Source organism: Winogradskyella sp. (genome assembly GCF_013213975.1).
Classification (GTDB): Bacteria; Bacteroidota; Bacteroidia; order Flavobacteriales; family Flavobacteriaceae; genus Winogradskyella.
In genome coordinates, this window is sequence record NZ_JABSST010000054.1 from 1 (window position 1) to 25,895 (window position 25,895).

Annotated in this window: 32 protein-coding genes and 1 tRNA gene; 28 read left to right on the plus strand and 5 right to left on the minus strand. The window is 33.3% G+C overall.

The genetic code is table 11. The features are described 5' to 3' along the window. Positions 1-10: 10 nt before the first annotated feature. The 21 genes from HRU49_RS09555 (at position 11) to HRU49_RS09655 (ending at position 16,233) form a co-directional block, all read left to right on the plus strand. On the plus strand, positions 11-607 hold the full coding sequence (locus tag HRU49_RS09555) for a protein-tyrosine-phosphatase (RefSeq protein WP_296356606.1): 597 nt from the start codon (positions 11-13) through the stop codon (positions 605-607). A gap of 2 nt (positions 608-609) precedes the next feature. Then, positions 610-1,278, plus strand: coding sequence for an aquaporin (locus HRU49_RS09560; protein ID WP_296356542.1), 669 nt, complete (start codon positions 610-612; stop codon positions 1,276-1,278). A 90-nt stretch (positions 1,279-1,368) separates the two neighbouring features. Further along, the gene (locus HRU49_RS09565; protein ID WP_296356544.1) at positions 1,369-2,025 is read left to right on the plus strand and encodes a TetR family transcriptional regulator C-terminal domain-containing protein; all 657 of its coding nucleotides are present in this window, start codon (positions 1,369-1,371) and stop codon (positions 2,023-2,025) included. Next, positions 2,026-3,336, plus strand: a complete 1,311-nt coding sequence (locus HRU49_RS09570; RefSeq protein WP_296356546.1) for an AarF/UbiB family protein — start codon at positions 2,026-2,028, stop codon at positions 3,334-3,336. Position 3,337: 1 nt separating this feature from the next. After that, positions 3,338-3,976: a flavin reductase gene (locus tag HRU49_RS09575; RefSeq protein ID WP_296356549.1), complete on the plus strand. Its 639-nt coding sequence runs from the start codon at positions 3,338-3,340 to the stop codon at positions 3,974-3,976. Next, a complete protein-coding gene (locus HRU49_RS09580; protein WP_296356550.1) occupies positions 3,976-5,397 on the plus strand; it encodes an SDR family oxidoreductase in 1,422 nt (473 codons plus the stop codon). Before HRU49_RS09575 ends, HRU49_RS09580 begins: the two co-directional genes overlap by 1 nt. Continuing rightward, positions 5,394-5,531 (plus strand): DUF2256 domain-containing protein, encoded by a 138-nt coding sequence (locus HRU49_RS09585; protein WP_296356552.1) that lies wholly within the window; start codon positions 5,394-5,396, stop codon positions 5,529-5,531. Before HRU49_RS09580 ends, HRU49_RS09585 begins: the two co-directional genes overlap by 4 nt. Continuing rightward, a complete protein-coding gene (locus HRU49_RS09590) occupies positions 5,513-6,817 on the plus strand; it encodes a DASH family cryptochrome (RefSeq protein ID WP_296356554.1) in 1,305 nt (434 codons plus the stop codon). The genes HRU49_RS09585 and HRU49_RS09590 overlap by 19 nt, the downstream gene beginning before the upstream one ends. A gap of 54 nt (positions 6,818-6,871) precedes the next feature. Further along, positions 6,872-7,768 (plus strand): hypothetical protein, encoded by an 897-nt coding sequence (locus tag HRU49_RS09595; RefSeq protein WP_296356555.1) that lies wholly within the window; start codon positions 6,872-6,874, stop codon positions 7,766-7,768. Positions 7,769-7,775: 7 nt separating this feature from the next. Then, positions 7,776-9,248 (plus strand): cryptochrome/photolyase family protein, encoded by a 1,473-nt coding sequence (locus HRU49_RS09600; protein WP_296356558.1) that lies wholly within the window; start codon positions 7,776-7,778, stop codon positions 9,246-9,248. 1 nt (position 9,249) lies between these two features. Beyond that, on the plus strand, positions 9,250-10,740 hold the full coding sequence (locus tag HRU49_RS09605; RefSeq protein WP_296356560.1) for an FAD-binding domain-containing protein: 1,491 nt from the start codon (positions 9,250-9,252) through the stop codon (positions 10,738-10,740). A gap of 72 nt (positions 10,741-10,812) precedes the next feature. Next, positions 10,813-11,262: a hypothetical protein gene (locus HRU49_RS09610; RefSeq protein WP_296356563.1), complete on the plus strand. Its 450-nt coding sequence runs from the start codon at positions 10,813-10,815 to the stop codon at positions 11,260-11,262. Beyond that, a complete protein-coding gene (locus tag HRU49_RS09615; RefSeq protein WP_296356565.1) occupies positions 11,259-11,621 on the plus strand; it encodes a TIGR03643 family protein in 363 nt (120 codons plus the stop codon). Before HRU49_RS09610 ends, HRU49_RS09615 begins: the two co-directional genes overlap by 4 nt. A 56-nt stretch (positions 11,622-11,677) precedes the next feature. Then, positions 11,678-12,367, plus strand: a complete 690-nt coding sequence (folE, locus tag HRU49_RS09620) for a GTP cyclohydrolase I FolE (protein WP_296356567.1) — start codon at positions 11,678-11,680, stop codon at positions 12,365-12,367. Between the two features lie 3 nt (positions 12,368-12,370). Further along, the gene (locus HRU49_RS09625) at positions 12,371-12,598 is read left to right on the plus strand and encodes a hypothetical protein (protein WP_296356569.1); all 228 of its coding nucleotides are present in this window, start codon (positions 12,371-12,373) and stop codon (positions 12,596-12,598) included. Position 12,599: 1 nt separating this feature from the next. After that, positions 12,600-13,286, plus strand: coding sequence for an SDR family oxidoreductase (locus HRU49_RS09630; protein WP_296356570.1), 687 nt, complete (start codon positions 12,600-12,602; stop codon positions 13,284-13,286). Between the two features lie 4 nt (positions 13,287-13,290). After that, positions 13,291-13,830, plus strand: a complete 540-nt coding sequence (locus tag HRU49_RS09635; protein WP_296356573.1) for a glutathione peroxidase — start codon at positions 13,291-13,293, stop codon at positions 13,828-13,830. 2 nt (positions 13,831-13,832) lie between these two features. After that, the gene (locus HRU49_RS09640; RefSeq protein WP_296356575.1) at positions 13,833-14,003 is read left to right on the plus strand and encodes a Lacal_2735 family protein; all 171 of its coding nucleotides are present in this window, start codon (positions 13,833-13,835) and stop codon (positions 14,001-14,003) included. Between the two features lies 1 nt (position 14,004). Beyond that, positions 14,005-14,469 (plus strand): TspO/MBR family protein, encoded by a 465-nt coding sequence (locus tag HRU49_RS09645; RefSeq protein ID WP_296356577.1) that lies wholly within the window; start codon positions 14,005-14,007, stop codon positions 14,467-14,469. Between the two features lie 2 nt (positions 14,470-14,471). Continuing rightward, positions 14,472-14,936 carry an SRPBCC family protein gene (locus HRU49_RS09650; RefSeq protein WP_296356579.1) on the plus strand — a complete coding sequence of 155 codons (465 nt, stop codon included), beginning with the start codon at positions 14,472-14,474 and terminating at the stop codon, positions 14,934-14,936. Continuing rightward, entirely contained in the window at positions 14,929-16,233 is a 1,305-nt protein-coding gene (locus HRU49_RS09655) for a deoxyribodipyrimidine photo-lyase (protein ID WP_296356581.1), read from the plus strand. Before HRU49_RS09650 ends, HRU49_RS09655 begins: the two co-directional genes overlap by 8 nt. A gap of 164 nt (positions 16,234-16,397) precedes the next feature. On the opposite strand, the gene murA is transcribed toward HRU49_RS09655, so the two are convergent. The 3 genes from murA to HRU49_RS09670 form a co-directional block, all read right to left on the minus strand. Continuing rightward, positions 16,398-17,714, minus strand: a complete 1,317-nt coding sequence (gene murA, locus HRU49_RS09660; RefSeq protein ID WP_296356583.1) for a UDP-N-acetylglucosamine 1-carboxyvinyltransferase — start codon at positions 17,712-17,714, stop codon at positions 16,398-16,400. A gap of 5 nt (positions 17,715-17,719) precedes the next feature. Continuing rightward, positions 17,720-18,364: a DUF4290 domain-containing protein gene (locus HRU49_RS09665; RefSeq protein WP_296356586.1), complete on the minus strand. Its 645-nt coding sequence runs from the start codon at positions 18,362-18,364 to the stop codon at positions 17,720-17,722. Between the two features lie 88 nt (positions 18,365-18,452). Then, positions 18,453-18,746, minus strand: a complete 294-nt coding sequence (locus HRU49_RS09670) for a DUF493 family protein (RefSeq protein WP_296356588.1) — start codon at positions 18,744-18,746, stop codon at positions 18,453-18,455. Between the two features lie 78 nt (positions 18,747-18,824). Here HRU49_RS09670 and HRU49_RS09675 point away from each other — a divergent pair, with 78 nt between their 5' ends. From HRU49_RS09675 to HRU49_RS09695, 5 genes are all read left to right on the plus strand, one after another. Continuing rightward, the gene (locus tag HRU49_RS09675) at positions 18,825-19,367 is read left to right on the plus strand and encodes an ATP-binding protein (RefSeq protein ID WP_296356590.1); all 543 of its coding nucleotides are present in this window, start codon (positions 18,825-18,827) and stop codon (positions 19,365-19,367) included. After that, entirely contained in the window at positions 19,364-21,259 is a 1,896-nt protein-coding gene (locus HRU49_RS09680; protein WP_296356592.1) for an ATP-dependent DNA helicase RecQ, read from the plus strand. Before HRU49_RS09675 ends, HRU49_RS09680 begins: the two co-directional genes overlap by 4 nt. Next, positions 21,256-22,212: a methionyl-tRNA formyltransferase gene (gene fmt / locus HRU49_RS09685; RefSeq protein WP_296356595.1), complete on the plus strand. Its 957-nt coding sequence runs from the start codon at positions 21,256-21,258 to the stop codon at positions 22,210-22,212. Before HRU49_RS09680 ends, fmt begins: the two co-directional genes overlap by 4 nt. Before the next feature lie 195 nt (positions 22,213-22,407). Further along, positions 22,408-22,680 carry an HU family DNA-binding protein gene (locus tag HRU49_RS09690; protein WP_076620986.1) on the plus strand — a complete coding sequence of 91 codons (273 nt, stop codon included), beginning with the start codon at positions 22,408-22,410 and terminating at the stop codon, positions 22,678-22,680. 130 nt (positions 22,681-22,810) lie between these two features. Continuing rightward, positions 22,811-23,365, plus strand: a complete 555-nt coding sequence (locus HRU49_RS09695; protein ID WP_296356599.1) for a YqgE/AlgH family protein — start codon at positions 22,811-22,813, stop codon at positions 23,363-23,365. On the opposite strand, the gene HRU49_RS09700 is transcribed toward HRU49_RS09695, so the two are convergent. Both HRU49_RS09700 and HRU49_RS09705 read right to left on the minus strand, forming a co-directional pair. Next, positions 23,362-24,216 (minus strand): aminotransferase class IV, encoded by an 855-nt coding sequence (locus HRU49_RS09700; RefSeq protein WP_296356601.1) that lies wholly within the window; start codon positions 24,214-24,216, stop codon positions 23,362-23,364. The two genes, HRU49_RS09695 and HRU49_RS09700, sit on opposite strands and share 4 nt — an antisense overlap. Before the next feature lie 67 nt (positions 24,217-24,283). After that, positions 24,284-24,676 (minus strand): START-like domain-containing protein, encoded by a 393-nt coding sequence (locus tag HRU49_RS09705; protein ID WP_296356603.1) that lies wholly within the window; start codon positions 24,674-24,676, stop codon positions 24,284-24,286. A 129-nt stretch (positions 24,677-24,805) separates the two neighbouring features. Here HRU49_RS09705 and HRU49_RS09710 point away from each other — a divergent pair. Together HRU49_RS09710 and HRU49_RS09715 are read left to right on the plus strand one after the other, a co-directional pair. Next, positions 24,806-24,879, plus strand: a tRNA-Met gene (locus HRU49_RS09710). 251 nt (positions 24,880-25,130) lie between these two features. Continuing rightward, a complete protein-coding gene (locus tag HRU49_RS09715; protein ID WP_296356605.1) occupies positions 25,131-25,415 on the plus strand; it encodes a hypothetical protein in 285 nt (94 codons plus the stop codon). Positions 25,416-25,895: the final 480 nt, after the last annotated feature.

Here is a 25,895-nt window from a genome sequence, read left to right on the forward strand (position 1 = left end):
ATTACCTACTATTGTTTCTGAAATCGAAAAACTAGAAATTTCGACCATTTCTGAAGATCGCAAGAAAATTTTACGAAAAGTCATAGATTTTGTGCAAACTAAGAAGGACATTAACGCAATAATCAACCTTAACTTTATTTGTACACATAATTCAAGACGTAGTCATTTATCTCAAGTCTGGGCACAAACTATGGCGTACTATTATAAGATAGATAATGTATATTCTTATTCTGGTGGAACAGAGGCTACAGCACTTTTCTCTTCTGTTAAAGAAGCACTTAAAGGGTCTGGATTTCAAATTACACAACTGTCATACGAGTCAAATCCAGTCTACGCTATAAAAAATTCAAATGTTTTACCACCAGTAATTGGATTTTCCAAAACTTTTGATGATTCGTTTAATCCAGCTACGAATTTTGCAGCAATAATGACCTGTAATTCTGCAAATGAAGCCTGTCCTTTAGTTCCTGGATCTGAAAAACGAATTCCATTAACATTTGAAGATCCAAAGGTCTATGATGGTTCAGACGAACAAGCCGAAAAATATTTGGAACGAAGCCTACAAATTGCAACAGAGTTAAAATATGTCTTCTCAAAAATAAAATAGAAATGAAAAGAGAAATTGCAGAGCTAATTGGAACCTTTAGTATGGTTTTTTGTGGTTGTGGTGCAATGACAATTAATGAAATTACAGGAGGTTCAATAACTCACGTGGGAGTTGCTATAACATGGGGATTAATCGTTATGGCTATGATTTATGCTTTTGGTGAAATTTCAGGGGCACATTTTAATCCTGCTGTTACCATAGCGTTTGCGGTTGCGAAAACCTTTAATTGGTCGGATGTTCCAAAGTATATTTTATTTCAAATTATTGGTGCTTCCATAGCTATTGGAATTCTTTGGGTCTTATTTCCTGAAAGTAATAGTTTCGGTCATACTTATCCTGCGCATGGATTCGAACCCTACAAGGCTTTTATTCTAGAATTATTACTCACCTTCTTTTTAATGGTCGTCATTATTAATGTCTCTACAGGAAGTAAAGAAATAGGAACTATGGCGGCTATCGCAGTAGGATCTGTGATTCTTCTTGAAGCTATGTTCGCAGGACCAATGACAAAAGCGTCGATGAATCCAGCACGATCCTTAGCGCCTGCAATTATTTCAGGGCATTTAAATGATTTATGGCTATATCTAATTGCACCAATTATCGGAGCAGTATTGGCTGTTCTCAGCTGTAAATTAGTTAAGGATGATAACTGTTGCAATGAGGACTGTTAAGCTGTAAAATAAGCGACTTGTTAAATTTTGTTTAAGTATTTATAAATATAGTTAAACATTTTGTACCTTTACCATTATTAAACGAGTATAATGGCTAAGAAAAAAACAGTATCGCAAATGGACATCATCAGTGCCTACATGGAATATGTCCTTACCTACGATGAGCAACCCAAAACAGTATTTGCATTTGCAAAGAATAACAATATGGAAGAACAAAAATTCTATGAGTTCTTCACATCTTTTGATGCTCTTGAAAAAGATATTTTTAAAATATTCTTTGATAACGCTCATGACATTTTAGAAAAGAGCGAAGACTATTTAAGTTTTGACTCAAGAAATAAATTACTAAGCTTTTATTACACCTTTTTTGAGATTTTAACTGCGAATCGCAGTTATGTAATTTATGCGTTAGACGGTCATAAAAATTCATTGAAGACACTCAGAACCTTAGCGCATCTTAAAAGTCGTTTCGCAAATTATATAGAGCACTTAAACATCCAAATGATTGATCTTAGGCAAGAGCAACTGCAAAAGCTTCAGAACAGAAGTTTAAAAGAATCCGCATGGCTTCAGCTCTTAGTCACCATGAAATTTTGGATGGATGACACCTCGCCTTCATTTGAAAAAACAGATGTTTTTATAGAAAAATCTGTTCGTGCAAGTTTCGATTTAATTGATACGACTCCACTTAAGAGTTTAGTTGATTTAGGGAAATTTTTGTACAAAGAAAAAATGCATATGAATTAAATGAAAACTATTGATACCATACCAATAACAAAAATATCTAGAGCCTCAAAATTAGTATCCACAGGGGCAAAGGTTGGCGTGAATTATTTGAAATACTATGGAGATAAAATAGTTAATACAAAAGAAGAGGCAAAAGAACGTTTAGACAAGAACAATGCTGAAGATATTTACGATAGCTTAAAAAAACTAAAAGGTAGTGCATTAAAAGTAGCTCAAATGTTGAGTATGGAAAAAAGTATACTTCCTAAAGCTTATGTAGAAAAGTTTTCACTGTCACAATTCTCAGTGCCGCCACTATCGCCCCCATTAGTGGTTAAGACCTTTAAAAAATATTTTGGTAAAAACCCAAATGAACTATTTGATACTTTCAACGCAACTTCAGTAAACGCTGCAAGCATTGGTCAAGTACACCTTGCAGAAAAGGATGGGAAAAAATTTGCTGTGAAAATCCAATACCCTGGGGTTGCGGAAAGTATCTCTTCAGATCTTGCTTTAGTTAAGCCTATTGCAATTAAAATGTTTAATATAAAAGGTAAAGACTCGGATAAATACTTTAAAGAAGTCGAAGATAAATTGATTGAAGAAACTAATTATTTACTCGAAATAAAACAGAGTGAAGAAATTGCCGAGGCATGCAGGCATATACCAAACCTGAAGTTTCCTGATTACTACACAGAGTTCTCTTCCGAACGTATCATTACTATGGATTACATGACAGGTGAACACCTTTCTGAATTTGTGGCACACAATGATAATCAAGAATTATCAAATACCCTTGGCCAAGCCTTATGGGATTTTTATATGTATCAGGTTCATGTATTAAAAAAGGTACATGCCGATCCACATCCTGGTAATTTTTTAATTTCTAAAGATGGTGATTTAATTGCGTTAGATTTTGGTTGTATGAAAGCGATACCAGAATCCTTTTATCAGCCTTATTTTGAACTTGCCGATAAAAAATGTATTGATAATGCTAAACTATTCAATGAAAAACTGTACGAATTAGAAATATTACGTACCGATGATTCTCAAGAAGAGATGCGTTTTTTCACAGATATGTTTTATGAGTTACTGAGCTTATTCACCCAACCATTTCAAAGTGAAACGTTTGATTTTTCTAATTCAGAATTCTTTGAACAAGTTGCAGAAATGGGGCAGAAATATTCTAAGAGTACAGAATTACGAAACATGAATGGCAACAGAGGATCTAAGCACTTTATCTACATCAATAGAACATTCTTTGGACTTTATAACCTTATGTTCGATTTGAAGGCTGAGAATATTAAGGTTAATAACTTTATAAACTTTTGATATGGCGGTTTTTAGTCTTAATGATATTAATCAAATGCACCACTTGTACCGCATCAATCTTATAAACAGTTGTAGTGGGTACAAGTCTGCTAATCTAATAGGCTCTAAAGATGAGTTTGGTACATCCAATGTTGCAGTATTTAGTTCTGTTACACATTTAGGTTCAAACCCTGGCCTCTTGGGCTTTTTCTTAAGACCAACAACCGTTATAAGAAATACATACGATAACATTAAAGCTACAGGAAAGTATACCCTTAACCATATTCACGAGGGGATAGTAAAAGAGGCACATCATACTTCGGCCAAATATGATGCCTCTATTTCCGAATTTGATGTAACTGCTTTAGAAGAAGAGTACAAAGACGATTTCATTGCACCTTTTGTTAAGGGCTGTCCAGTACAGTTAGCCATGAGTTATGTAGAAGAGTACTCAATTAAAGCCAATAATACAGTTTTGTTAATTGGTAGAATAGAAAAATTATATGTTCCTGATGAGCTGTTAGAAAAAGATGGATTTATTAACCTCTCAAAAGGGAAAGTTGCGACCATAAATGGATTGGACGGTTATGCAGTTCCAAGTTTAAAACACCGATTAGAATACCAACGTCCAAAAGCAGAATTTTCAGTTACTAATGACTAATGCGCATATTAATCACAGGCACAACGGGCTACATTGCCAAACGACTTGCACTTCAACTTGTTGAAGATGGGCATGAATTAATTTGTTGTGTTCGTGACTTAAACCGCATACCTGACGAGATTGAAGAACACCCAAAATGTTCCTTTATTAAAATTGATTTCTTAAGTCCTAAAGAAGCGGTAATTCCAAAAGACATTGATGTTGCTTATTACCTGATTCATTCCATGGCAACCAATTTCTATGATTTTGAAAACTTAGAACGTAAGTGCGCTCAAAATTTCAAAGATTTAATTGAAAAAACGACTATTAAACAAGTTATTTATTTAAGTGGTATTGTTAATGATGATTCACTTTCTAAACACCTAAAATCTAGACTACAAGTAGAGCAAACATTACATTCAGATCAATATGGCCTAACAACATTTAGAGCTGGTATTATTGTTGGTAGCGGCAGTGCCTCTTTTGAGATTATTAGAGATATCGTTGAAAAATTGCCTATAATGATCACACCAAAATGGTTAAATACAAAATCACAACCTATTGGAATTAGGGACGTGTTAACTTATTTATCAAATGCCATTGGTAAACAAGCACTATACAATCATTCTTATGATATCTATGGTCCTGAGATTTTAACATACAAGGAGATGCTTTTACATTTTGCTGAGGTCCGAATCTTAAAAAGGTATATTATAACCCTACCCGTTTTAACGCCAAAGCTCTCATCATATTGGCTGTATTTTGTTACCTCTACATCATTTCAATTAGCACAAGCTCTAGTCGACAGTATGAAGGTTGAAGTCATTGGCAAACCAAGTAATATCAATAAGCATATTCAGATAGAGCCTATGACCTATAAAACAGCCGTTAATCTTGCTTTTCAGAAAATACAACAAAACTCTGTAATTTCAAGTTGGAAAGATGCAGTGAGCAGTGGTGTATTTAAAGATCAACTCTCTAAATATATTGAATTACCTCAGTTTGGCTGTTTTAAAGATGTTCGCTCAAGAAAGGTAAATAATGAAGATATTACCCTAAACAAGATTTGGAGCATTGGAGGACGAACAGGCTGGTACAGTTTTAATGGGTTATGGAAAATCCGAGGTTACGTAGACAAATTGTTTGGAGGTGTTGGTTTACGCCGAGGCCGAACCCATGATACGTACTTAGAACCTGGTGATCCATTAGACTTTTGGCGTGTCCTTTTTGCTGATAAAAACGAAAAACGACTACTGCTCTTTGCTGAAATGAAATTACCAGGTGAGGCGTGGCTAGAATTTAAAATTGTTAAGGATAAACTTTACCAACGTGCGGTATTTAGACCAAAGGGTGTTTGGGGAAGATTATATTGGTACATGGTCCTACCTTTTCATGCATTCGTCTTTAAAGGTATGATAAACGCCCTAGTCGAAACAAAATGAAAGGAGTAAAAAAGTACCATTTACCTGAAAAAATATGTCCTGTTTGTGAGCGTCCTTTTAGCTGGCGTAAGAAATGGGAAAAGTATTGGAATGATGTCAAATACTGTAGTGACAAATGCAGAAAACAAAAATAAATAACCTCGTTTGGTTCAGAAATGATCTAAGAACTATAGATAATACTGTTCTTGCAGAAGCATGTATAGACAATCATGCTGTGATTGGCATATATTGTTTCGATCCAAGACACTATAAGTTCAATAAATTTGGTTTTAGAAAAACAGAAAAATTCAGAGCTAAGTTTCTTATCGAAACCATTAATGACTTAAAAATACAACTCGACAAATTAAATATTGATCTTTTAATATATAATGAGTTACCAGAAATAGTTATACCTAAAGTCTGCAAGGAGTTAAGTATTGATTCCGTTTTCTTTCAAAAGGAATGGACAACAGAAGAATATTATTCTGAAAAAAAACTCAAAAAAGAACTACCAGATATTACATGGAAATCATTCTACAACCAATTACTGTTTCACCCTGAGGATATAAATTTTGACATTTCTAAGACGCCAGAAGTTTTTACGGTTTTTAGAAAAAAATTAGAAAAATATGTAGCTATAAGACCAGTAGCATCTATTGATTATCAAAAGGATAATATTCGTAAAGACCATAAAACAAATACTCCTACCCTAACCCAATTAGGATTCAAGGAATTTAAGAGTCATCCACATTCTGCATTTCCATTTCAAGGAGGTGAATCCCAAGGTATGAGCAGACTAAACGATTATTTCTTTAATACTAAAAACATAGGAGTTTATAAGAAAACAAGAAATGGGTTAGTTGGCGTTGATTACAGCTCTAAATTTTCACCTTGGTTGGCAAATGGAAGCCTATCACCAAGACATATTTATTGGAAAGTAAAAGCATTTGAATCCGAGTACTTTAAAAACCAATCAACGTATTGGCTCATTTTTGAATTGATTTGGCGTGACTATTTTAAGTATGTTTCAATGAAACACGGCAATCAGATTTTTAAGCTAGAAGGTGTCCTTAAAAAGAATTATCACTGGTCCACAGATAGTAATCAAATCCAAAAATGGATTCATGGAGAAACGACTTCGGATTTTGTTAATGCCAATATGATAGAATTAAAATCTACAGGATGGATGAGTAACCGAGGTCGACAAAATGTGGCTTCCTATTTCGCTAAGGATTTAGAACTAGATTGGCGCATAGGTGCAGCCTATTTTGAATCGTTACTCGTCGATTATGATGTACATAGCAATTATGGTAATTGGATGTATGTCTCAGGTGTAGGTAATGACCCGAGAGATAGAAAATTTAATGTTCAATTACAAGCAGAGCGCTACGACACTAAAGGTAAATTCAGAAAATTATGGCTTCAGCCTAGTTTATTTTAAGCGGCAGAACTCATCTAAAACAAGAATTTAAGTGTATATAATATAAAAAAGATAATGTTGGAAATATTAAACAAAATATATCCTATTTTTCTGTCAGAGAATACTAAAAAACGAACTGAAAAGTTGATTTTATATGTTGCTTTGCTTGGTTTTTTTGTGCACTTGTTACTAATATTACTATCTAGATATAACATCCAAGGTTTCGAGTTTAAATCTGAATTTTTTCAAAATCCCATCTCTGCAGTTTATACACCATTTTCATTTATCCTTGTTTATGAGGTCTATCTCTTAATTTATTATTTACCAAAATCCTTTACAACTTATATCACCAAACAATATGAAATTATAACCTTAATAATTATACGTAAGTTATTTAAGGATTTATCGAATTTAGAGCTCAATTCAAGCTGGTTTGAGATTAAAGGTGACCTTCAGTTTACCTACGATATTTTAGCAGCTGTTATTTTGTTTTATTTGATTTATCAATTTCAAAAACAAGGTGTAAGAAAATCTGATCAGAAAAGAAGAAATCATTCAAAAATTGAAAGATTCATTAACAGAAAAAGGATAATAGCTGTCCTTTTGGTACCAACATTTTTCTTAATGGCAATAGTTACATTTTCGGATTGGTTGACGAGTATTTCATTTGCAGAAGAACTATTACCAAGTTTTGAAACCATTAATAACTTATTCTTTGACGAGTTCTTTACAGTACTCATTTTAGTAGATGTTGTATTACTTTTAATATCCTTTTTTTACACGGATAAGTTTCATAAAATTATCAGAAATTCTGGATTCGTTGTTTCTACAATTCTAATTCGTTTATCCTTCAGCGTCAGCGGTTTAGTTAGTACAGTTTTAATCGTATCTGCAGTTTTATTTGGATTGTCGATTATAATCATTCACAATATGTATGAAAATAATTCTTTAAGAGAAATCAACAATATCTGATAAGTAAATGAATCAAGAAGTAGCCCTCATATTCCCAAACCAACTATTTAAGAGTTCACCGATTCTTAATGTAGATATTGATATCTATTTAGTTGAAGAATTCTTATTCTTTACACATTACAAATTTCATAAACAAAAAATAGCGTTTCATCGTGCCACAATGAAAGCCTATGAAGATTACTTATTGTCGAAAAACAAACGGGTACAATACATAGAGGCGATTTCAGAATTATCGGACGTACGGCAACTTATACCAAAGTTAATATCTCAAGGATTTGATAAATTACACATCATTGATCCAACCGATAATTGGCTAGAAAAACACATTAATTCAGTTGCCAACAACATTGATATTGAATGGTATGAAAGCCAGCTATTCATAAACACTAAAGACGAATTAAGTTCATTCTTTAAGCCAACAAAGACGAAGTTTTTTCAAACCTCATTTTATAAACAGCAGCGTCGAGATAGAAACATTTTAATGGTTAATGATGAACCGCAAGGCGGAAAACTAACTTATGATGCCGAAAACCGTAAAAAATATCCAAAAGATAAATCGGCACCATCGATTCAGTTTCCTGAATTATCAAGACACCATAAAGAGGCCAATAATTATGTTGCCAAGTATTTTGAAAAGCATTATGGCGAATTAAATGATTTTATCAATTATCCTATTGATTATGACAGTGCTGAACAATGGTTTGAACAATTCTTGGAACAACGGTTTAATGAGTTTGGAGCCTATGAAGATGCTATAGTTAAAGAAGAACATTTCTTAAACCATAGTTTACTTTCACCATTAATCAACGTCGGATTGTTAGATCCTATTGTTGTGGTTAATCGAGCGATTTCTTTTGCATGTAGTCACAAAGTTCCCCTTAATTCAACCGAAGGATTTGTTAGACAGATTTTAGGATGGAGAGAATTTATTAGGGGTATTTATGAAACAAAAGGTACTGAAGAACGCACAAAAAATTTCTGGAAATTCAATCGCAAAATCCCAAATTCATTTTACGACGGTAGTACAGGAATTAAACCTATTGACGACGTTATTAAAAAAGTAAATAAAACTGCCTATGCGCATCATATCGAACGCTTAATGGTTCTAGGTAACTTTATGGTGCTCTGTGAGTTTGATCCAGATGATGTTTATCAATGGTTTATGGAACTGTTTATTGACGCCTATGACTGGGTAATGGTACCTAATGTATATGGCATGAGCCTCTATGCAGATGGTGGGCTCATGTCTACTAAACCTTACATAAGCAGTAGCAATTATATCATGAAAATGAGTAATTATTCAAAAGGAGATTGGCAAGCCACTTGGGACGGTTTATTCTGGACGTTTATGGATAAGCATAGAGAATTCTTTTTAAGCAATCCAAGACTTGGAATGCTTATACGCACTTTTGATAAAATGAAGCGAGAAACAAAAGAAAAGCATTTTAAAAATGCGCAACAATTTTTAGATTCACTGTAATATGATAGAAAGAGAACATATTAATGTTGTTTGGTTAAAACGTGATTTAAGGTTATACGATAATGAGGCAATAGCTAATGCCTTAAAATCAGGTAAACGCACATTAATCCTTTATGTTTTTGAGCACATACTTCTTAATGACGATCATTACAGTGAGCGACATTTTAATTTTATTAAGGAGTCTTTAGTTGATATTAACTCCATTCTAAAAGCTTATGAATCAAAGGTGATGAGCATCACTATTGATATCCAAAGTGCTTTTAACCTAATACAAGAATTCTATAAAGTTGACAATATTTATTCTCATGTAGAAACCGGATTGTTAATTACATACAACAGAGATAAAGAATTTACACGGTATTGCAGAAATAATTTTATCGATTGGAATGAAAGTAAAAATAATGGTGTGGAACGTGGTTTAACCAATAGAGACAATTGGTTTGAAAATTGGGAAGATTACATGTATCAGCCTATAGAAGAATTCGAACCTAAAAAAGGTCAACTTCTTAATTTCGATGAAATTACATCTTTAGAAAGGGTGTTTAATGTAACTAATTTAAGTACACCATCGAACACAAATTTTCAAAAAGGGGGTAGTACAATGGCATGGAAATATGCCAATTCATTTTTTGAAAGTCGCCATACCGATTACATGTTCAACATTTCAAAACCTGAGGCTTCTCGCACCAGTTGTAGCAGACTCTCTCCATACATTGCATGGGGAAACATTTCTATTAGACAAGTTTTTCAAAAAGGACAAGAACTAAAACATAAAACTAAAGAGAAACAACATATTGGAGCTTTTATTTCGCGTTTAAGGTGGCAAGCCCATTTCATACAGAAGTTCGAAATGGAACACACCATGGAAAATTCAAGTGTTAATAAAGGCTTTCACAAGCTTAAAAAAAGTATCTCAGATGAATATCAAAAGGCCTGGAAAGAGGGCCAAACAGGATTTCCTCTGGTGGATGCAAGCATGCGATGCTTAATTGAAACTGGATATGTTAACTTTAGAATGCGAGCCATGCTAGCATCATTTATCACACATATTTTGTGGCAACCATGGCAAGCAGCTACCACGCACCTATCACAACAATTTCTTGATTTTGAACCCGGTATTCATTTCCCACAATTACAAATGCAAGCAGGTGAAACTGGGATAAATAATTTAAGAATATACAATCCCACAGTTAACAGTTTAAAGCATGATCCTGATGCAGTTTTCATCAAGAAATGGGTTCCAGAATTAGCAGAATTAGACACCGCCTTTATTCATGAGCCCCACCTAATGACAGAGATGGAGCAAGCTTTTTACAACTTTAAATTAGGAGAAAACTATCCAAATCCCATTGTAGATATAAAAGAAAATCGAAAACGGGCAAGCGAAATTCTATGGAATATGAAGAAGGATCCTGAAGTGGTGCGTGAAAGTTTTAGAATATTAAAACGACATACCATAAAAGATCGTAATCGCATGTTGCGCAACGAATGAAGCACATTGTTTTCTACATTCTTAATACTGTGTTAATTTTTGTTTAACTTTCAATGCAAAAGGTTAAACATTTTGTATCTTTACTTTATAAAGATAATTAACACAACACATCATAATCCAGAGCATAGGCAAATTATTGCCGATCTTATTGGCGGTCCTTTCAGTTTGGTACAAAAGTTGAAAATGAAAGGAGTGGGTTCTAAGCGTATGATTATTGACGAAGTTAGTCCTAATATGCAGAGTATGATGAACAAAGTATCAGATCTTAATTATGCAAACATAGAATTGAGACCTAAAGGAGTATTGGTTATGATTAATCAAGGATTGAAAAACTTCACTTGGATTATTCCATACTACCAATTAGTTATTTACAAAATAAATGGTTCAAGCCTTCATGCACAAGGGAGATTTATACACTTCAGAAACAGTAAGACGTTTAGAGAAAATAAGAAGTTTTTTGACAAATTACTTGATCTAAAGGTAAAATACGATATGCAGGTTTCGATGCCTCAAACATTATGAAACGAGATACGAGAGACATTGATAGAATAATAGAAATGGCTTGGGAAGATAGAACACCCTTTGAAGCAATAACATTTCAGTTTGGATTGAAAGAGCAAGACGTAATAGAGCTCATGCGAAAAGAAATGAAACCTAGTAGTTTTAGAATGTGGAGAGAACGCGTGCAAGGTAGAGCAACTAAACACAGGAAACTCAGGGGGCCCCTAAAAAATTGGACGAATATTAATGACCTTGATTATGATGGTCAATTAAATATAAATACATCTCGATTATCGAGAAAAAAAAGGACATTTGACAAGGGTAGATTTAAATGCTCGCGTCAAAGAACAATAACAAATAACTCTATTTCAAAACGATAACAGGTGCTTTGATTTAAACTAGGAGTATTTAAAAACAGCACATTAAAAAGATAACTATGAACACAACGACGTCCACAAAAAATGGAAAAACACTAAATGCATTTTCAATAGAAGAAATAGGTGATGACCACTTATTTTCAGGATTAGACACACCAATGAAGGCAAATGCTTTTGATATGTCTAGTGAAGAAAAAAAACAACGAATTTCCATACTATTTTCCGAGATAATGGATGTGTTAGGATTAGACCTAACAGACGACTCCTTAAAAGGTACACCAGATCGTGTGGCAAAAATGTACGTAGAAGAAATTTTCTCAGGTCTAGATCCTGAGAACAAACCTAAAGTGGCATTATTTGATAACAAGTATCAATACAATCAAATGCTGGTTGAAAAAGATATTACCTTTTATTCCAACTGTGAGCATCATTTTGTACCAATTATTGGCAAGGCGCACGTTGCTTATAAATCCTCAGGAAAGGTAATTGGTTTATCAAAGTTAAATCGTATTGTGCAATATTATGCCAAGCGTCCTCAAGTGCAGGAGCGACTAACCCAACAGATTGCTAATGAATTAAAAACAGTCTTAGCAACTGAAGACGTTGCCGTAATTATAGATGCAAAACACCTTTGTGTTTCGTCTCGTGGTGTAAAAGACGACACGTCTGCAACGGTCACAACATATTATGGTGGGATTTTTAATAGCCCAGAACGTATTGTAGAATTACAAAACTATATAAATAATTAAGCTATGGATATATTACAAAGAGCAAACGAATTTGAGAATAGAAAGCATTCGTTTAAAACTACAAGCGACAGAATTTTAGCTGCTAGAGAAGCAAAAGAAATTATTCTTGGTATCAATGAGATCTATAAGCAGAAGAAAGATACTAAGTTAATGGACCTAATGAAGCGTCTTACAGTTATTAAACAAAAAATTGAAAAACGCCTTAAAGGCCGTCCTCTTACAGCAGCATAAAATGAATAGATTAATAGTTATTGGTGGAAGCAAAGGTATTGGCAACGCAATTGTTAAGTCTTTGCTTTCTTCTTACGATGAAATTATAAATATAAGTCGTACCGCTCCCGAGACAGCAGACGTAAAGCTTAAGCATTTTAGTTGTGACGTTACAATTGATGAATTACCAGATATTGATATGGCTAATGGTCTGGTCTATTGCCCAGGTAGCATCAATTTAAAACCAATTAATAGATTAAGTTTGGATGACTTTAAGCGAGATTTTGACATTAATGTCATTGGAGCAGTCAAAGCCATTCAAACATACTTACCAGCATTAAAAAATGGTCATAAACCGTCTATAGTTCTCTTTAGTACGGTAGCTACTAAACTAGGTATGCCATTTCATGCTAGCGTTGCAGCATCTAAATCTGCTGTAGAAGGATTAACAAAATCTCTAGGTGCAGAACTTGCACCAACCATAAGAGTAAATGCAATTGCGCCTACAGTAACAGACACAGATTTAGCCTCAAAATTATTAAGAAATGAAAGGATGATTGACAACATGAACGCTCGACATCCATTGAAAAAATATTTACAACCACAAGAAGTTGCTGATATGGCTGGATTCTTACTTTCTGAAAAAGCAGGATCATTGTCCGGACAAGTATTTGAAATGGATTGTGGCATTGTAAGCTTCAAAATTTAATACCATGAACCCAATTAAAGCTTTTGTCGGTACGCTTAGTACAACAGACAAACACATTGTGAATACTGCGAAGGAGTCCATTTATGACATTGAAATTAATAGCCTCAAAGGCGATGCAGTAATGTTAAACGATTACAAAGGCAAATACATATTATTTGTGAATGTAGCCTCAAAATGTGGCTTTACACCTCAATATAGAGAACTACAACAATTATTCGAGAAATATAATGATAAACTCGTGGTCATAGGCATTCCTTGCAATCAATTCGGCAGGCAAGAACCAGGTAATGCCAAAGACATCGAAGAATTCTGTGAACTTAACTACGGTGTTTCTTTTTTAATAACAGAAAAAATTGATGTTAAAGGAAGCAATCAACACCCATTATACAAATGGCTTACAACTAAGGCACTTAATGGAAAGCAAAATTCTACTGTAAAATGGAATTTTCAGAAATATTTAGTTGATAAGGACGGTGAATTCTTAGATTATTTTTTTTCGATCACTAAACCAACAAATTCAAGAATTACCAAATACATTCAGTAAATATGTTCGGATTATTTAAAAAGACTTCAGAGATAGAAAAGCTTCAGAAAGCGTATGAAAAGCTAATGGCAGATTGGCATAAACTATCAACGACTAATCGAGCTGAAAGTGATAAAAAATATAGCGAAGCTCAAAATATCCTAGATAAAATAGACAAGCTCAAAACCCAATAAATTGAAAAAGATTTATTACATCATAATCTTTCTTATCCTCAATTTTGGTGGTCTTGCCCTTGGTAATTTGTTCATGGGTGATGCTGTAACTGGTGACTGGTATTCGAATTTAAATAAAGCACCTTGGACACCACCTGGATGGGTGTTCGGTTTTGCATGGACCCTTATCATGATCTGTTATTCATGGTACTTAGCGGAGCTCTTTATAGAAAGAAACACCCTTACCCTTTGGCTAGTTTTTATATTTTCTTGGGGACTAAATGTCTGTTGGAATTGGTTTTTCTTTAATCAAGAAATGGTAACTGCAGGTCTAGTAGTTTTAATAGTATTGATAATGACCATTTTTTATCTCTTTATTACTTTCAGACATGATCGATTAAAGATGGCCAAATACTTATTATTACCATACCTGATTTGGTTATGTATTGCCAACTCATTGAACGGTTATATTTTATTTAATAACTAAGCATGAAAATATACACTTTACATAAAAAGCAAAATCTTCCTATAACGGTTGATGAAGCTTGGAGATTTTTATCAAGTCCAAACAATTTAAAGACCATAACACCTGATTACATGGGATTCCATATAATTTCAGGTGCAGATCGTCCTATGTTTTCAGGACAAATAATACAATATATGGTTACACCAGTACTGGGAATAAAAACAAAATGGGTCACAGAGATTACACATGTTAAAGATAAAGCATATTTTGTTGATGAACAGCGTTTTGGACCTTATGCGCTATGGCATCATAAACATTTTATAAAAGAAATTGAAGGGGGTGTTGAAATGGAAGATATTATAGATTATAAAGTTCCTATGGGTATTTTAGGACAGATGGTGCATCCATTCTTGGTGAAACCAAAACTTGAAGAAATATTTAATTACCGCACTCAAAAGTTAGAAGACTTATTTGGCAAGTATGAATAAAATTGTAAATGTATTTTGGTTTAGGCGAGATTTAAGACTCGACGATAATAAAGGTTTCTTTGAAGCCTTGAAGGGTGAATATCCAGTTTTACCAGTATTTATTTTTGACTCAGAAATACTAAACAAACTCCCTAAAACTGACGCTCGTGTTACTTTTATTCATGATACTCTTCAGAACATGCGAGTGCGCTTGCAAAATGATTATGATAGTAGTCTAGCCATTTACCACGGAAAACCAATAGAAATTATTAACAAATTAATTAAAGATTATAAGATTGGTTGTATCTACACCAATAGAGATTATGAGCCGTATGCTTTAGAAAGGGATAATGCTATACAAACTTTACTAGAGGAGAATGGCATTGCATTTAAAACATTTAAGGATCAAGTCATATTTGAAAAAAACGAAGTTGTAAAAAATGATGGCAATCCCTATGTGGTCTATACACCCTATATGAAAAAGTGGAAGGAACAATTTAAAAGTATACCTTTAAAAACTTTTAAAACTTCTAGCTCACTAAGCAATCTGATTAAAGACGTTAATCTTCCTAACATAAGTCTAAACGCAATTGGTTTTGAGGAGTCTGAACAAAAAATTGCTTCATATTCTGTTTCTCCAGAACTCATTCAAAATTATGAGGCAACACGCAATTTTCCCTCTAAAGATGGCACCTCCCGTTTAGGACCTCATCTTCGCTTTGGAACCGTGAGCATAAGAGATATGGTTAAAAAGGCTATTGCGGAGGAAAACGAAATATTTTGGCAAGAATTAATTTGGCGCGAATTTTTTATGCAAATTCTATGGCATTTTCCACATACCAAAGACCAAGCCTTTAAATCGAAATACGATAGAATTGAATGGAGAAATAATGAAGAAGAGTTTAAATTATGGTGTGAAGGTAAAACTGGCTATCCTTTAGTTGATGCTGGTATGCGAGAACTAAACGAGACTGGTTTTATGCATAATCGTGTACGAATGCTTGTTGGTAGCTTTTTATGTAAACACCTATTAATCGATTGGCGTTGGGGCGAAGCCTATTTTGCAGAGAAACTTCATGATTACGAAATGGCAAGTAATGTTGGTAATTGGCAATGGGTTGCAGGATCAGGAGTCGACGCCGCACCTTACTTTAGAATATTTAACCCTACTTCACAAATTCAAAAATTTGATAAAGCTCATAAATATATTAAAAAATGGGTGCCAGATTATCAACAACTCACATATCCGCAACCTATCGTAGATCATAAAGCTGCCCGAGAGCGTTGCTTAGACACATATAAATCTGCACTAAATTAACAGATTTTATATTTTTTTTATTTTTTTTTAATAAAATATATAATAAATCAATATGCTTGGCGTTACTAAGTTATAAGACGTGCACGTCTTAAGCGAAATAACCATTTCAATAAACAATTTAGAAAGCTCTGAAATACTTATCAGAGCTTTCTTTTAAAAAATTATCAATTACCTTCTAAACGTTCAATTTTAGCACCAATAGCTCTTAAACGCTCATCAATATTTTCATATCCTCGGTCTATTTGCTCGATATTATGAATAATGGATGTCCCTTTTGCCGATAATGCAGCAATTAATAACGACACACCTGCTCTAATATCTGGTGAGGTCATTGTAGTGGCTTTTAACTGTGACTTAAAATCATGACCAATAACAGTTGCTCTGTGAGGATCACATAATATAATTTTAGCACCCATATCTATCAACTTATCAACAAAAAACAGTCGACTCTCAAACATCTTTTGATGCACTACAGCACTACCTCTAGCCTGCGTGAGTACGGTTAAAACGATACTGAGTAAATCAGGGGTAAATCCAGGCCAAGGTGCATCTGCGATAGTTAAAATTGATCCATCGATGTAATTTTGGATTTCATAACCATTAATATGTGCTGGGATATAAATATCATCTCCTTGACGCACAATATTAATACCTATTTTTCTAAAAACACTTGGAATAACTCCTAAATCATCCCAGCTAACATTAGTAATCGTGAGTTCACTTTTTGTCATTGCCGCAAGACCAATCCAACTTCCAATTTCAATCATATCTGGAAGCATTTTATGTTCTGTCCCACCAAGTACCTCAACTCCTTCTATTGTAAGCAAATTAGATCCAACACCTGAGATTTTAGCACCCATTCTATTAAGCATTTTACACAATTGCTGTAAATAAGGCTCACATGCCGCATTATAAATCGTGGTTACACCTTTTGCTAGAACCGCTGCCATTATAATATTAGCAGTTCCCGTAACCGATGCTTCATCTAAAAGCATATAAGTACCCGTAAGTTCATCTGCTTCTACTCCATAAAATAGGTCATCTCTATTATAACGAAATTTTGCACCTAGATTAATAAAACCTTCAAAATGCGTATCTAAACGACGACGTCCTATTTTGTCACCACCGGGTTTAGGTATATGTCCCTTACCAAATCTTCCTAAAAGTGGGCCAACAATCATGATAGACCCTCTTAAGCCTCGTCCATCCTCTTTAAATTCAGCTGATTCTAAATATTTTAAATTGATATCATCTGCTTTAAAGGTATAAGAACCCTTTCCCAGTTTATTCACCTTTACACCGAGTTTTTTAAGTAACTCAATAAGCTTATTAACATCAATAATATCTGGTATATTATCAATTTTAATTTCTTCTGCAGTCAACAATACGGCACATAATATCTGTAATGCTTCGTTTTTTGCACCTTGTGGCTGGATACTTCCTTTAAGTTGGTGCCCACCTTCAATTTTAAATGTTCCCATACGTTTTAGTAACGTTTTCTATTGTTGGAATATTTCTTTTTAGATTTTTTAGAATTGCCTTTTTTGCCGTACTTAGACTTTGCACGCATTAAATCCGAAGCATCTGTGAGGTCTTCGTCGCCATTTTTTAAATTTATCTTTCCGTTTGATAGTTCAAATAAATGATCAAAAATTGCCCTATCCTCAACGGTGTCTTTATTCCAATTGAGGTAACATTTTTTCATATGATTGGCAATTGTATAAACTAATGCCTCTTTCATTTCACCATCCTCCCAAGTGCACGCCACATCAATCATCGTTTTGATGTTATTGCCATAAAAGCGATACTTTGGATGATTCTGAGGATAATCTAATGATTTTGGTCTTGCCGCTAATTCTTCTTTAGACGGTTTTTCATAAGGAGAGTCCGCATCCAGTTCAAAATCAGACATTATAAAAAGCTGATCCCAAAGTTTATGCTGAAAATCTGGAACATCTCTTAAATGAGGTTGTAGATTGCCCATTACAGAAATAATGGCCTTTGCAAGCTTGTTGCGTTCTTCTTTGGTCTCGCGAGTCTTAGCATGGTTAATCATTTTTTGTAAATGACGTCCATACTCTGGTATAATTAAATGCTCGCGTTCTGTGTTGTATTCTAAGTTGTCAATCAAAATTGTAAAATGTGTAGTAAATTATTCTAAACCTGAAGTTTTTCGGTTTTGACGCAAAGTACAAAATTTATGTAGGTATCGCCAAATTTTAAAGAGAAATTACACCCTCAACGTTCGCGGCTACTTCTTTGTATTTAACAATAACAGCATCAGGATTTTTCATCCTAACATTAACCGATACACTAGTGTATTTCCCATTTTTTGATGGTGTAGTTTTGATCACTGCGCCTAAATGATTAAATAAGGCTTTTATTTGGTCTATTTTGTCCCCTTCTGATATCACAATGAATTTATACAAATACTCTGTTGGCCATAATGCCGTATCTTGAAGTTGAGCACGAAGCTTGGTGTAAAACTCTTCTGATTTTTTTGAACTATCCATCATATATTTTTTCAGTTGTAAAGATACGTTTAACTTTACACTTTTAATTACTTATACTTTAGCAAAAACTTTGCCAATTTGAATCCTAAGAAAATCGTCATCGCAGGAGGTCCAGGAACAGGAAAAACCTCAATAATTGAACATTTAAAATCCCTTGATTTTGTTTGTTATGACGAAATATCTAGACAAGTTACTTTGCAAGCACGAAAAGAAGGAATCGAGCAGTTATTTCTAAAGGAGCCATTATTATTTAGCAAAAAACTTTTGGAAGGACGCATTTCACAATTTAGGAACGCCCAACTAGAATCTAGATCTGCTATTTTTATAGATAGAGGTTTGCCTGATGTTTTGGCTTACATGGATTATATCGGAGATACATACCCTCAATATTTTGTTGATGCCTGTACAAAGTATAAATATGACTACGTGTTTGTTCTAGCCCCATGGCAGGAAATCTTTACCAGTGATAGCGAGCGTTATGAGAATTTTGAGCAAGCTATAGAAATACACGAACACCTTTTACAAGCCTATATGCGATTTGGTTATCAGCTTATTGATGTTCCTTTTGGAAGTATTGAAGATAGGTCAGATTTTATTTTAGAAGAATTACATATTAAATGATGCATCCTATTGAAGTCTTAGAGCGTTATTGGAATTACACGTCATTTAAACCACTACAAGAAGACATAATCACATCTGTTTTAGAAAATGAAGATACTTTTGCTTTATTACCAACTGGTGGTGGAAAGTCGATCTGTTTTCAAATTCCAGCACTAATTAAGGATGGAATTTGTGTTGTAGTTACTCCTTTAATTGCTTTAATGAAAGATCAAGTAAAGTCATTAAAACAAAAGGGAATTAAAGCTATAGCTATTAATTCCGGTATTTCTTATAGTGATCTAGACACCCAATTGGATAATTGCATATATGGCAATTATAAATTCCTTTATCTTTCACCTGAACGGCTACAGCAATCTCTTGTTATGGAGCGTATTCAGCAAATGAAAGTTAATCTTATTGCAGTAGATGAAGCGCATTGTATTAGCCAATGGGGTAACGATTTTAGACCTGCTTACAAACATATCTCCACATTAAGGCAAATCCACCCTCATATTAATTGCATTGCTTTAACCGCAACTGCAAAACAAGATGTCGTTGAAGATATTATAAAAAATTTAGATTTTATTTCACCCAAGATTTTTAAAGGATCTTTCGAGAGATCTAATATTTCTTATAGCGTCATTCATACGGATGACAAGCTATTTCAATTAACGCAGACGCTAAAATCTTTTACAGGATCATCAATTGTTTATGTAAGAAGCAGAAAGGCTTCTGAAGAGATTCATAATTATCTAGAATCAAAGAACGTCTCTTCTGCTTATTATCATGGTGGTTTAACCAATAAGGAAAAACAAATACGATTAGAGCAATGGCTTAATAATCAAAAGCGTGTTATGGTGGCTACAACCGCATTTGGTATGGGAATTGATAAAGCCAATGTAAAAACAGTTATTCATTTCAATTTACCAGAGAGTATAGAAAGTTATTATCAAGAAGCAGGAAGAGCAGGACGTAATGGAGAAGAAGCATTTGCCATACTATTAAAACAGCATATCGATGAAGATCGCCTTCGAAACCAATTTTTAGGTGCTTTGCCAACAGTTGATTTTGTTAAAAAAGTATATTTGAAATTATGTAATTATTTTCAGATAGCCTATGGCGAAGGTGAAAACTCTACCCACCAATTGGCATTTAAAACCTTTTGTTCTAACTATAGTTTAAGTTCTAAACTTACTTTTAATGCACTTGCCATATTAGATAGAAACTCTATTATCTCTTTAGAGCAGCATTTTAATTTTAGAACTAAAATTCAATTCTTGATTTCAAATACTGCCTTATTTCAATATTTAGAGAAAAACCTTAAACTTAATATCCTTGTAAAGGTATTGCTTAGAACTTATGGTGGCATCTTTGATTTTGAAACTAAGGTGAATCTGGATTTAATAATTGAAAAATCTAATCTCGAAGAAAAAATTGTAATCAATCAACTACGCCAATTAGAAAAAGATAGTATTATAAGTCTACATATAGCCAATACGGATTCTGAAATTACATTTATAAAGCCAAGAGAGGATGATATTACAATAAATCCAATTGCAAAAATAATTAGGCAACAACATCAATTAAAATATAATCAGGTTAATGCTGTTATTGAGTTTATCAATAACGAAGGAACTTGTAAAAACAGACTCTTACTTAGTTATTTTGGCGAAAAATCGAATAAGGATTGTGGCAAATGTTCAAACTGCATTAAAAATAAAAGAATTAATACAGTATTAGATAGAGAGATATCAAAAGAAATACTTCAAGCATTACAATCAGAAGATTTATCTTCGCGACAATTATTACAAACTTTAGAGTGTTCCAATACAATGCTATTGAAGGTACTCTCAGAACTTTTAGAGTCGAAACTTATATATATAACAAATAAAAACACCTATTCGCTTATATGACAACAAAACGCGACTTGAGAATTGTTTTTATGGGTACACCCGATTTCGCGGTTACTACATTAGAAGCACTTCTTAAAAGTAATTATAAAGTAGTTGGAGTAATTACAGCTCCAGATCGAAAAGCTGGTCGTGGTCAAAAAATAAAGACCTCTGCAGTAAAACAGTTTGCGTTAGAACATAATTTAAATATTCTTCAACCTAAAAATTTAAAAGCTGATTCTTTTATTGAAGAATTGAAGGCGCTAAATGCAAATCTTCAAATTATAGTAGCATTTAGAATGTTACCAAAAGTGGTTTGGCAAATGCCAGAATACGGCACCTTTAATCTTCACGCGTCTTTACTTCCTCAATATCGCGGTGCAGCACCAATTCACTGGGCAATTATTAATGGAGAAACTAAAACTGGTGTTACCACATTTTTTATAGATGAAAAAATCGACACAGGAGCTGTAATTCTTAAGGAAGAAACTGAAATTACAGAAGATACCACAGTAGGTATACTTCATGATAAGTTAATGCTGCTTGGAAGCAGCCTTGTTATTAAAACAGTGGAATTAGTAGAAAATGATAAAATTTCTACTCAAATTCAATCCAATCACGAAGATTTAAAGACGGCATATAAACTAAATCGAGAGAATTGTAAAATTGACTGGAATAAAGATGTAAATACGATTTATAATAAGATAAGAGGATTAAACCCATTTCCAGCAGCTTGGTGTTATTTAGAAAACAACAACGATTTAAAACCTATTAAACTGTATAACGTCGACAAAACAGAAGCATTACATAATTACGAAAATGGAAGTATTATAATTGAGAATTACGAAATGAAAATAGCTTGTAATTATGGATATATTAAAATTGAAGAATTACAACTTCCAGGTAAGCGAAAAATGGATGTTAAATCACTTTTGAATGGATTTGAGTTTTCCAAAACTGCAAAACTCCTGTAAACCCCTACCACCATTGACCTAGCAAAATATCCGATAAAATACATACCTTTATTAACAAATGCTGTGATTTATTAACAAAATTACCTATTTCCCTTGCTATTACTTGCGTAGCTTATTATTACTGATAAATTTGTCTACGGATTTTTGAGAATTATTTCTAAAATTCAAATTTTTAACAATTTAAATTTAAAATTTATGAACAAAACAGATTTAATCAATGGTATGGCAGAAAATGCTGGAATTACTAAAGCAGCTGCTAAGAAAGCATTAGACTCTATGTTAATCGACATCGAAGGAGCATTACAAAAAGGAAATAGAGTTTCTTTAGTAGGTTTTGGTTCTTGGTCAGTTTCTAGAAGAGCTGCTAGAGATGGAAGAAACCCACAAACTGGTAAGACCATCAAGATTAAAGCTAAAAATGTAGTAAAATTTAAAGCAGGTTCTGATTTAAGTAACGCTGTAAACTAAGACATTTTTTCTTAAAAAAAATACAGAGCCTGCTTAGTGAGCAGGCTTTTTTTGTCTCTCTTTTTTAAAACTTTAGTTGTTTAATTCCCGAAAAAACGATAACTTAGAAAAGGTAAAGATCAATTATCTCATGGCTAAACCAGAAAAAGGGAGTTTACTTATAGCAGAGCCTTCCATTATTGGAGATATCTCATTTAATCGTGCGGTTATACTGTTAGCGGACCATAATGCGCTCGGCTCAGTAGGTTTTATTCTTAATAAACCGTTAGATTATAATCTCAGAGATCTTATTGATGGTACAGAGTCTGAATTTAGAATCTACAATGGCGGACCTGTAGAACAAGATAATCTTTACTTTATTCATAAATCGCCAGAATTAATACCGAATAGTATAGAAATATCAAATGGAATATTTTGGGGAGGTGATTTCAATGTAGTATTAGATCTCATCAATGATGATAAAATCTCAAAAGATGATATTCGATTTTTCCTGGGCTATTCTGGCTGGGCCGAACAACAACTGGCTAATGAGTTAGAATCTAATGCTTGGGTAGTCTCAGAAAACATTTATCATAATAAAATTATATCCAAATCATGCAACTCTTTCTGGAGAGAGAAAATGTTAGAAATGGGTGGTGATTACAGTATTTGGTCCAACGCCCCAGAAAATCCGAGCTACAATTAAGACATTAAACGTAGTTTAGCATTTAATTTTCCCACCAAAGATTGCGCAAATTCATTTTTAAATGTCTTTTTACGATACTGAGCTATTGAAACAACTCCTTTTATAACATTGGTAATAAACAATTCATCAGCTTTCTGAAGTTCGAATGGACTAATTGAAGCCTCTTCGATAAATAGGTTAACATCTTTAGAGATAATCTCTAGTATTTGCTTTCGCATGACCCCTTTTAAACATCCATCTTCTAACGGTGGAGTCTTTATTTTATCACCTTTAACTAAAAATAAGTTACCATTAAGAGCTTCAATAACTTGCTTATTTGTGTTTAATAAAAGGCAATTATCAAAATCGTTTTCTTGAGCATAAATACTACCAAGAACATTAATGGCTTTATTATTTGACTTAAGGCCAGATAATAATCCAGGCGCAACAAAATAGTCCTTATATAAGTCTACTACATATGATGACTCTTTATTGAGGGAATAAAAAGGGTCGTTATGCTTTTCTACTTTAATGTTAAATGCTAAGGCGTTATTTTTATTTGGTAAGTATTTGCCACCATCGCCTCTATCAACATTTACTCGCACTCTCGCAGAAGTTTTACTTAAATTGTGAGCTTCAATTGTTTTAAGTATTTCTGATTCGAGATATTCCATTGTAAAATTCATTGGAATATCCATACGCAATATACGCATCGACGCCATTAACCTAAAATAATGATCCTCCCAAAAAAAGATTACTCCATTTACAACTTTTAATGTTTCAAAAAGTGCATCACCATATTTATATCCACGATTCTCAGAATTAAGTTTAAAATCCTCTTCTGAAACGATTGTACCGTTAAAATTGATCATAAAAAAATGTCCCGATTTAGGTTAAAATAAATCGAGACAAAGATATAATAGTTGAGTTAGTTACTTGTTACCTTGAGCCTAAAACTTGTTTGAGACTTGAGATTTGATTATCCCATAGCATTTTTCCTTCTTCTATTTCATCATCCTCTGCAAAATCAGTAATCATTAATGATACGTCCTTAGTTATTTCATCAACTTGTATGCGTATTTCAAAATAATAACTTGCACCATCTTCATCATCACCGAGCCATCTGAACTTAACCCTTTCACCACTCTTCTTTGTTAATAATTTTGCCTGCTCTTCGGAACCATCCCAAATAAATGTAAACATTTCTCCTCTTGAATTTACATTATCTGCAAACCACTCAGAAAGTCCAGAGGGTGTAGAAATATATTGATATATTAGAGAGGGAGAAGCTTGAATTACAAACTCCATTTCATATTTTTCTTTGTCGTCCATATGAGCATTAAATTATTGCCTCAATATATACAATTATGGTGCAATTCAAAACTTTAAACTAAAATTATTTTTTTATATTGTTATGTTTGTTGTCGTTGATTTTGTTTTTATATTTGCAGCCGCAATTAAGGCGAGGTAGCTCAGTTGGTTAGAGCGTCGGATTCATAACCCGGAGGTCTCGAGTTCAAATCTCGATCTCGCTACAAAATGGTAAATCCCACCATACAAACGGTTTAGTTCACACTAAACCGTTTTTTTATGCTTATGTTTAATCAAATTCTGACTTCTGAATACGAAAGTGCATAGGATTTGACCAAAAGAGGTTCTTACTATATACAGAAAATCATAAATTAAACTTCTCAAATTAGGGTACAGTACATTTAAGGATCATACAAAACTATTTGAAAGACTTAATCAGTCTAAAAAGGATAGTGAGTTAGAACCTAAACCTAAGATGGATTCTGTTGACACCGCTGAACCCATGAAAAGGGAATCAATAGACGAATCTATTGAAATACCTATAATGGATGCCTTATTTATGGGTTTAAAACTTAAAGAAAAGATTGTTGAAAACCGCACCTGTAAGGATTACAAAAACAATATTGAGTTATTTTTAAATTGGTTGGCTAAAACATATCCAAATACAACAAACTTAAATGACCTTAAAAAGGTACATTTCATAGGATTCTTAAATTCGATTTTAGAAAAATCATCAGCGAGAAACAGAAATAATTACTGAACCAAAATCGGCAGTATCTTACAAGTATTGGAAGATAATGAGATCATTGAACAGAACTATTTAAAGAATATAACCAAAGTTAGGAATAGATTATGGCTTTTACAGTTTCAGGCGCACCTACATAACGAAGTTATATCGAGCATTGGGTTTGGCAACTATAGATTTTGCAAAACGGTTATTAACCCCAGAAGCAAAAAGGAACGTAACCAAGGAAGATATTAGGTAGTTATTTTCCATAATAAAAAGGCAACGCTATTTTCCCGTAAGGAATATGCAAAACGATGCTTTTGGTAGATAACCTTATTATGATATTGAATCTGAAAACATTGTTTATTTTTAAATATTTCTTCACTTAGATTTGGGTAGTGGTCTCTACTCCTATTATACTATTTATTAGCTTAATTCATGTAATCTTGCCACTGAATTAGCACATACTTACGGTTATCATTTTCTCTCTTTTTCAAAAACCCATATTCATAG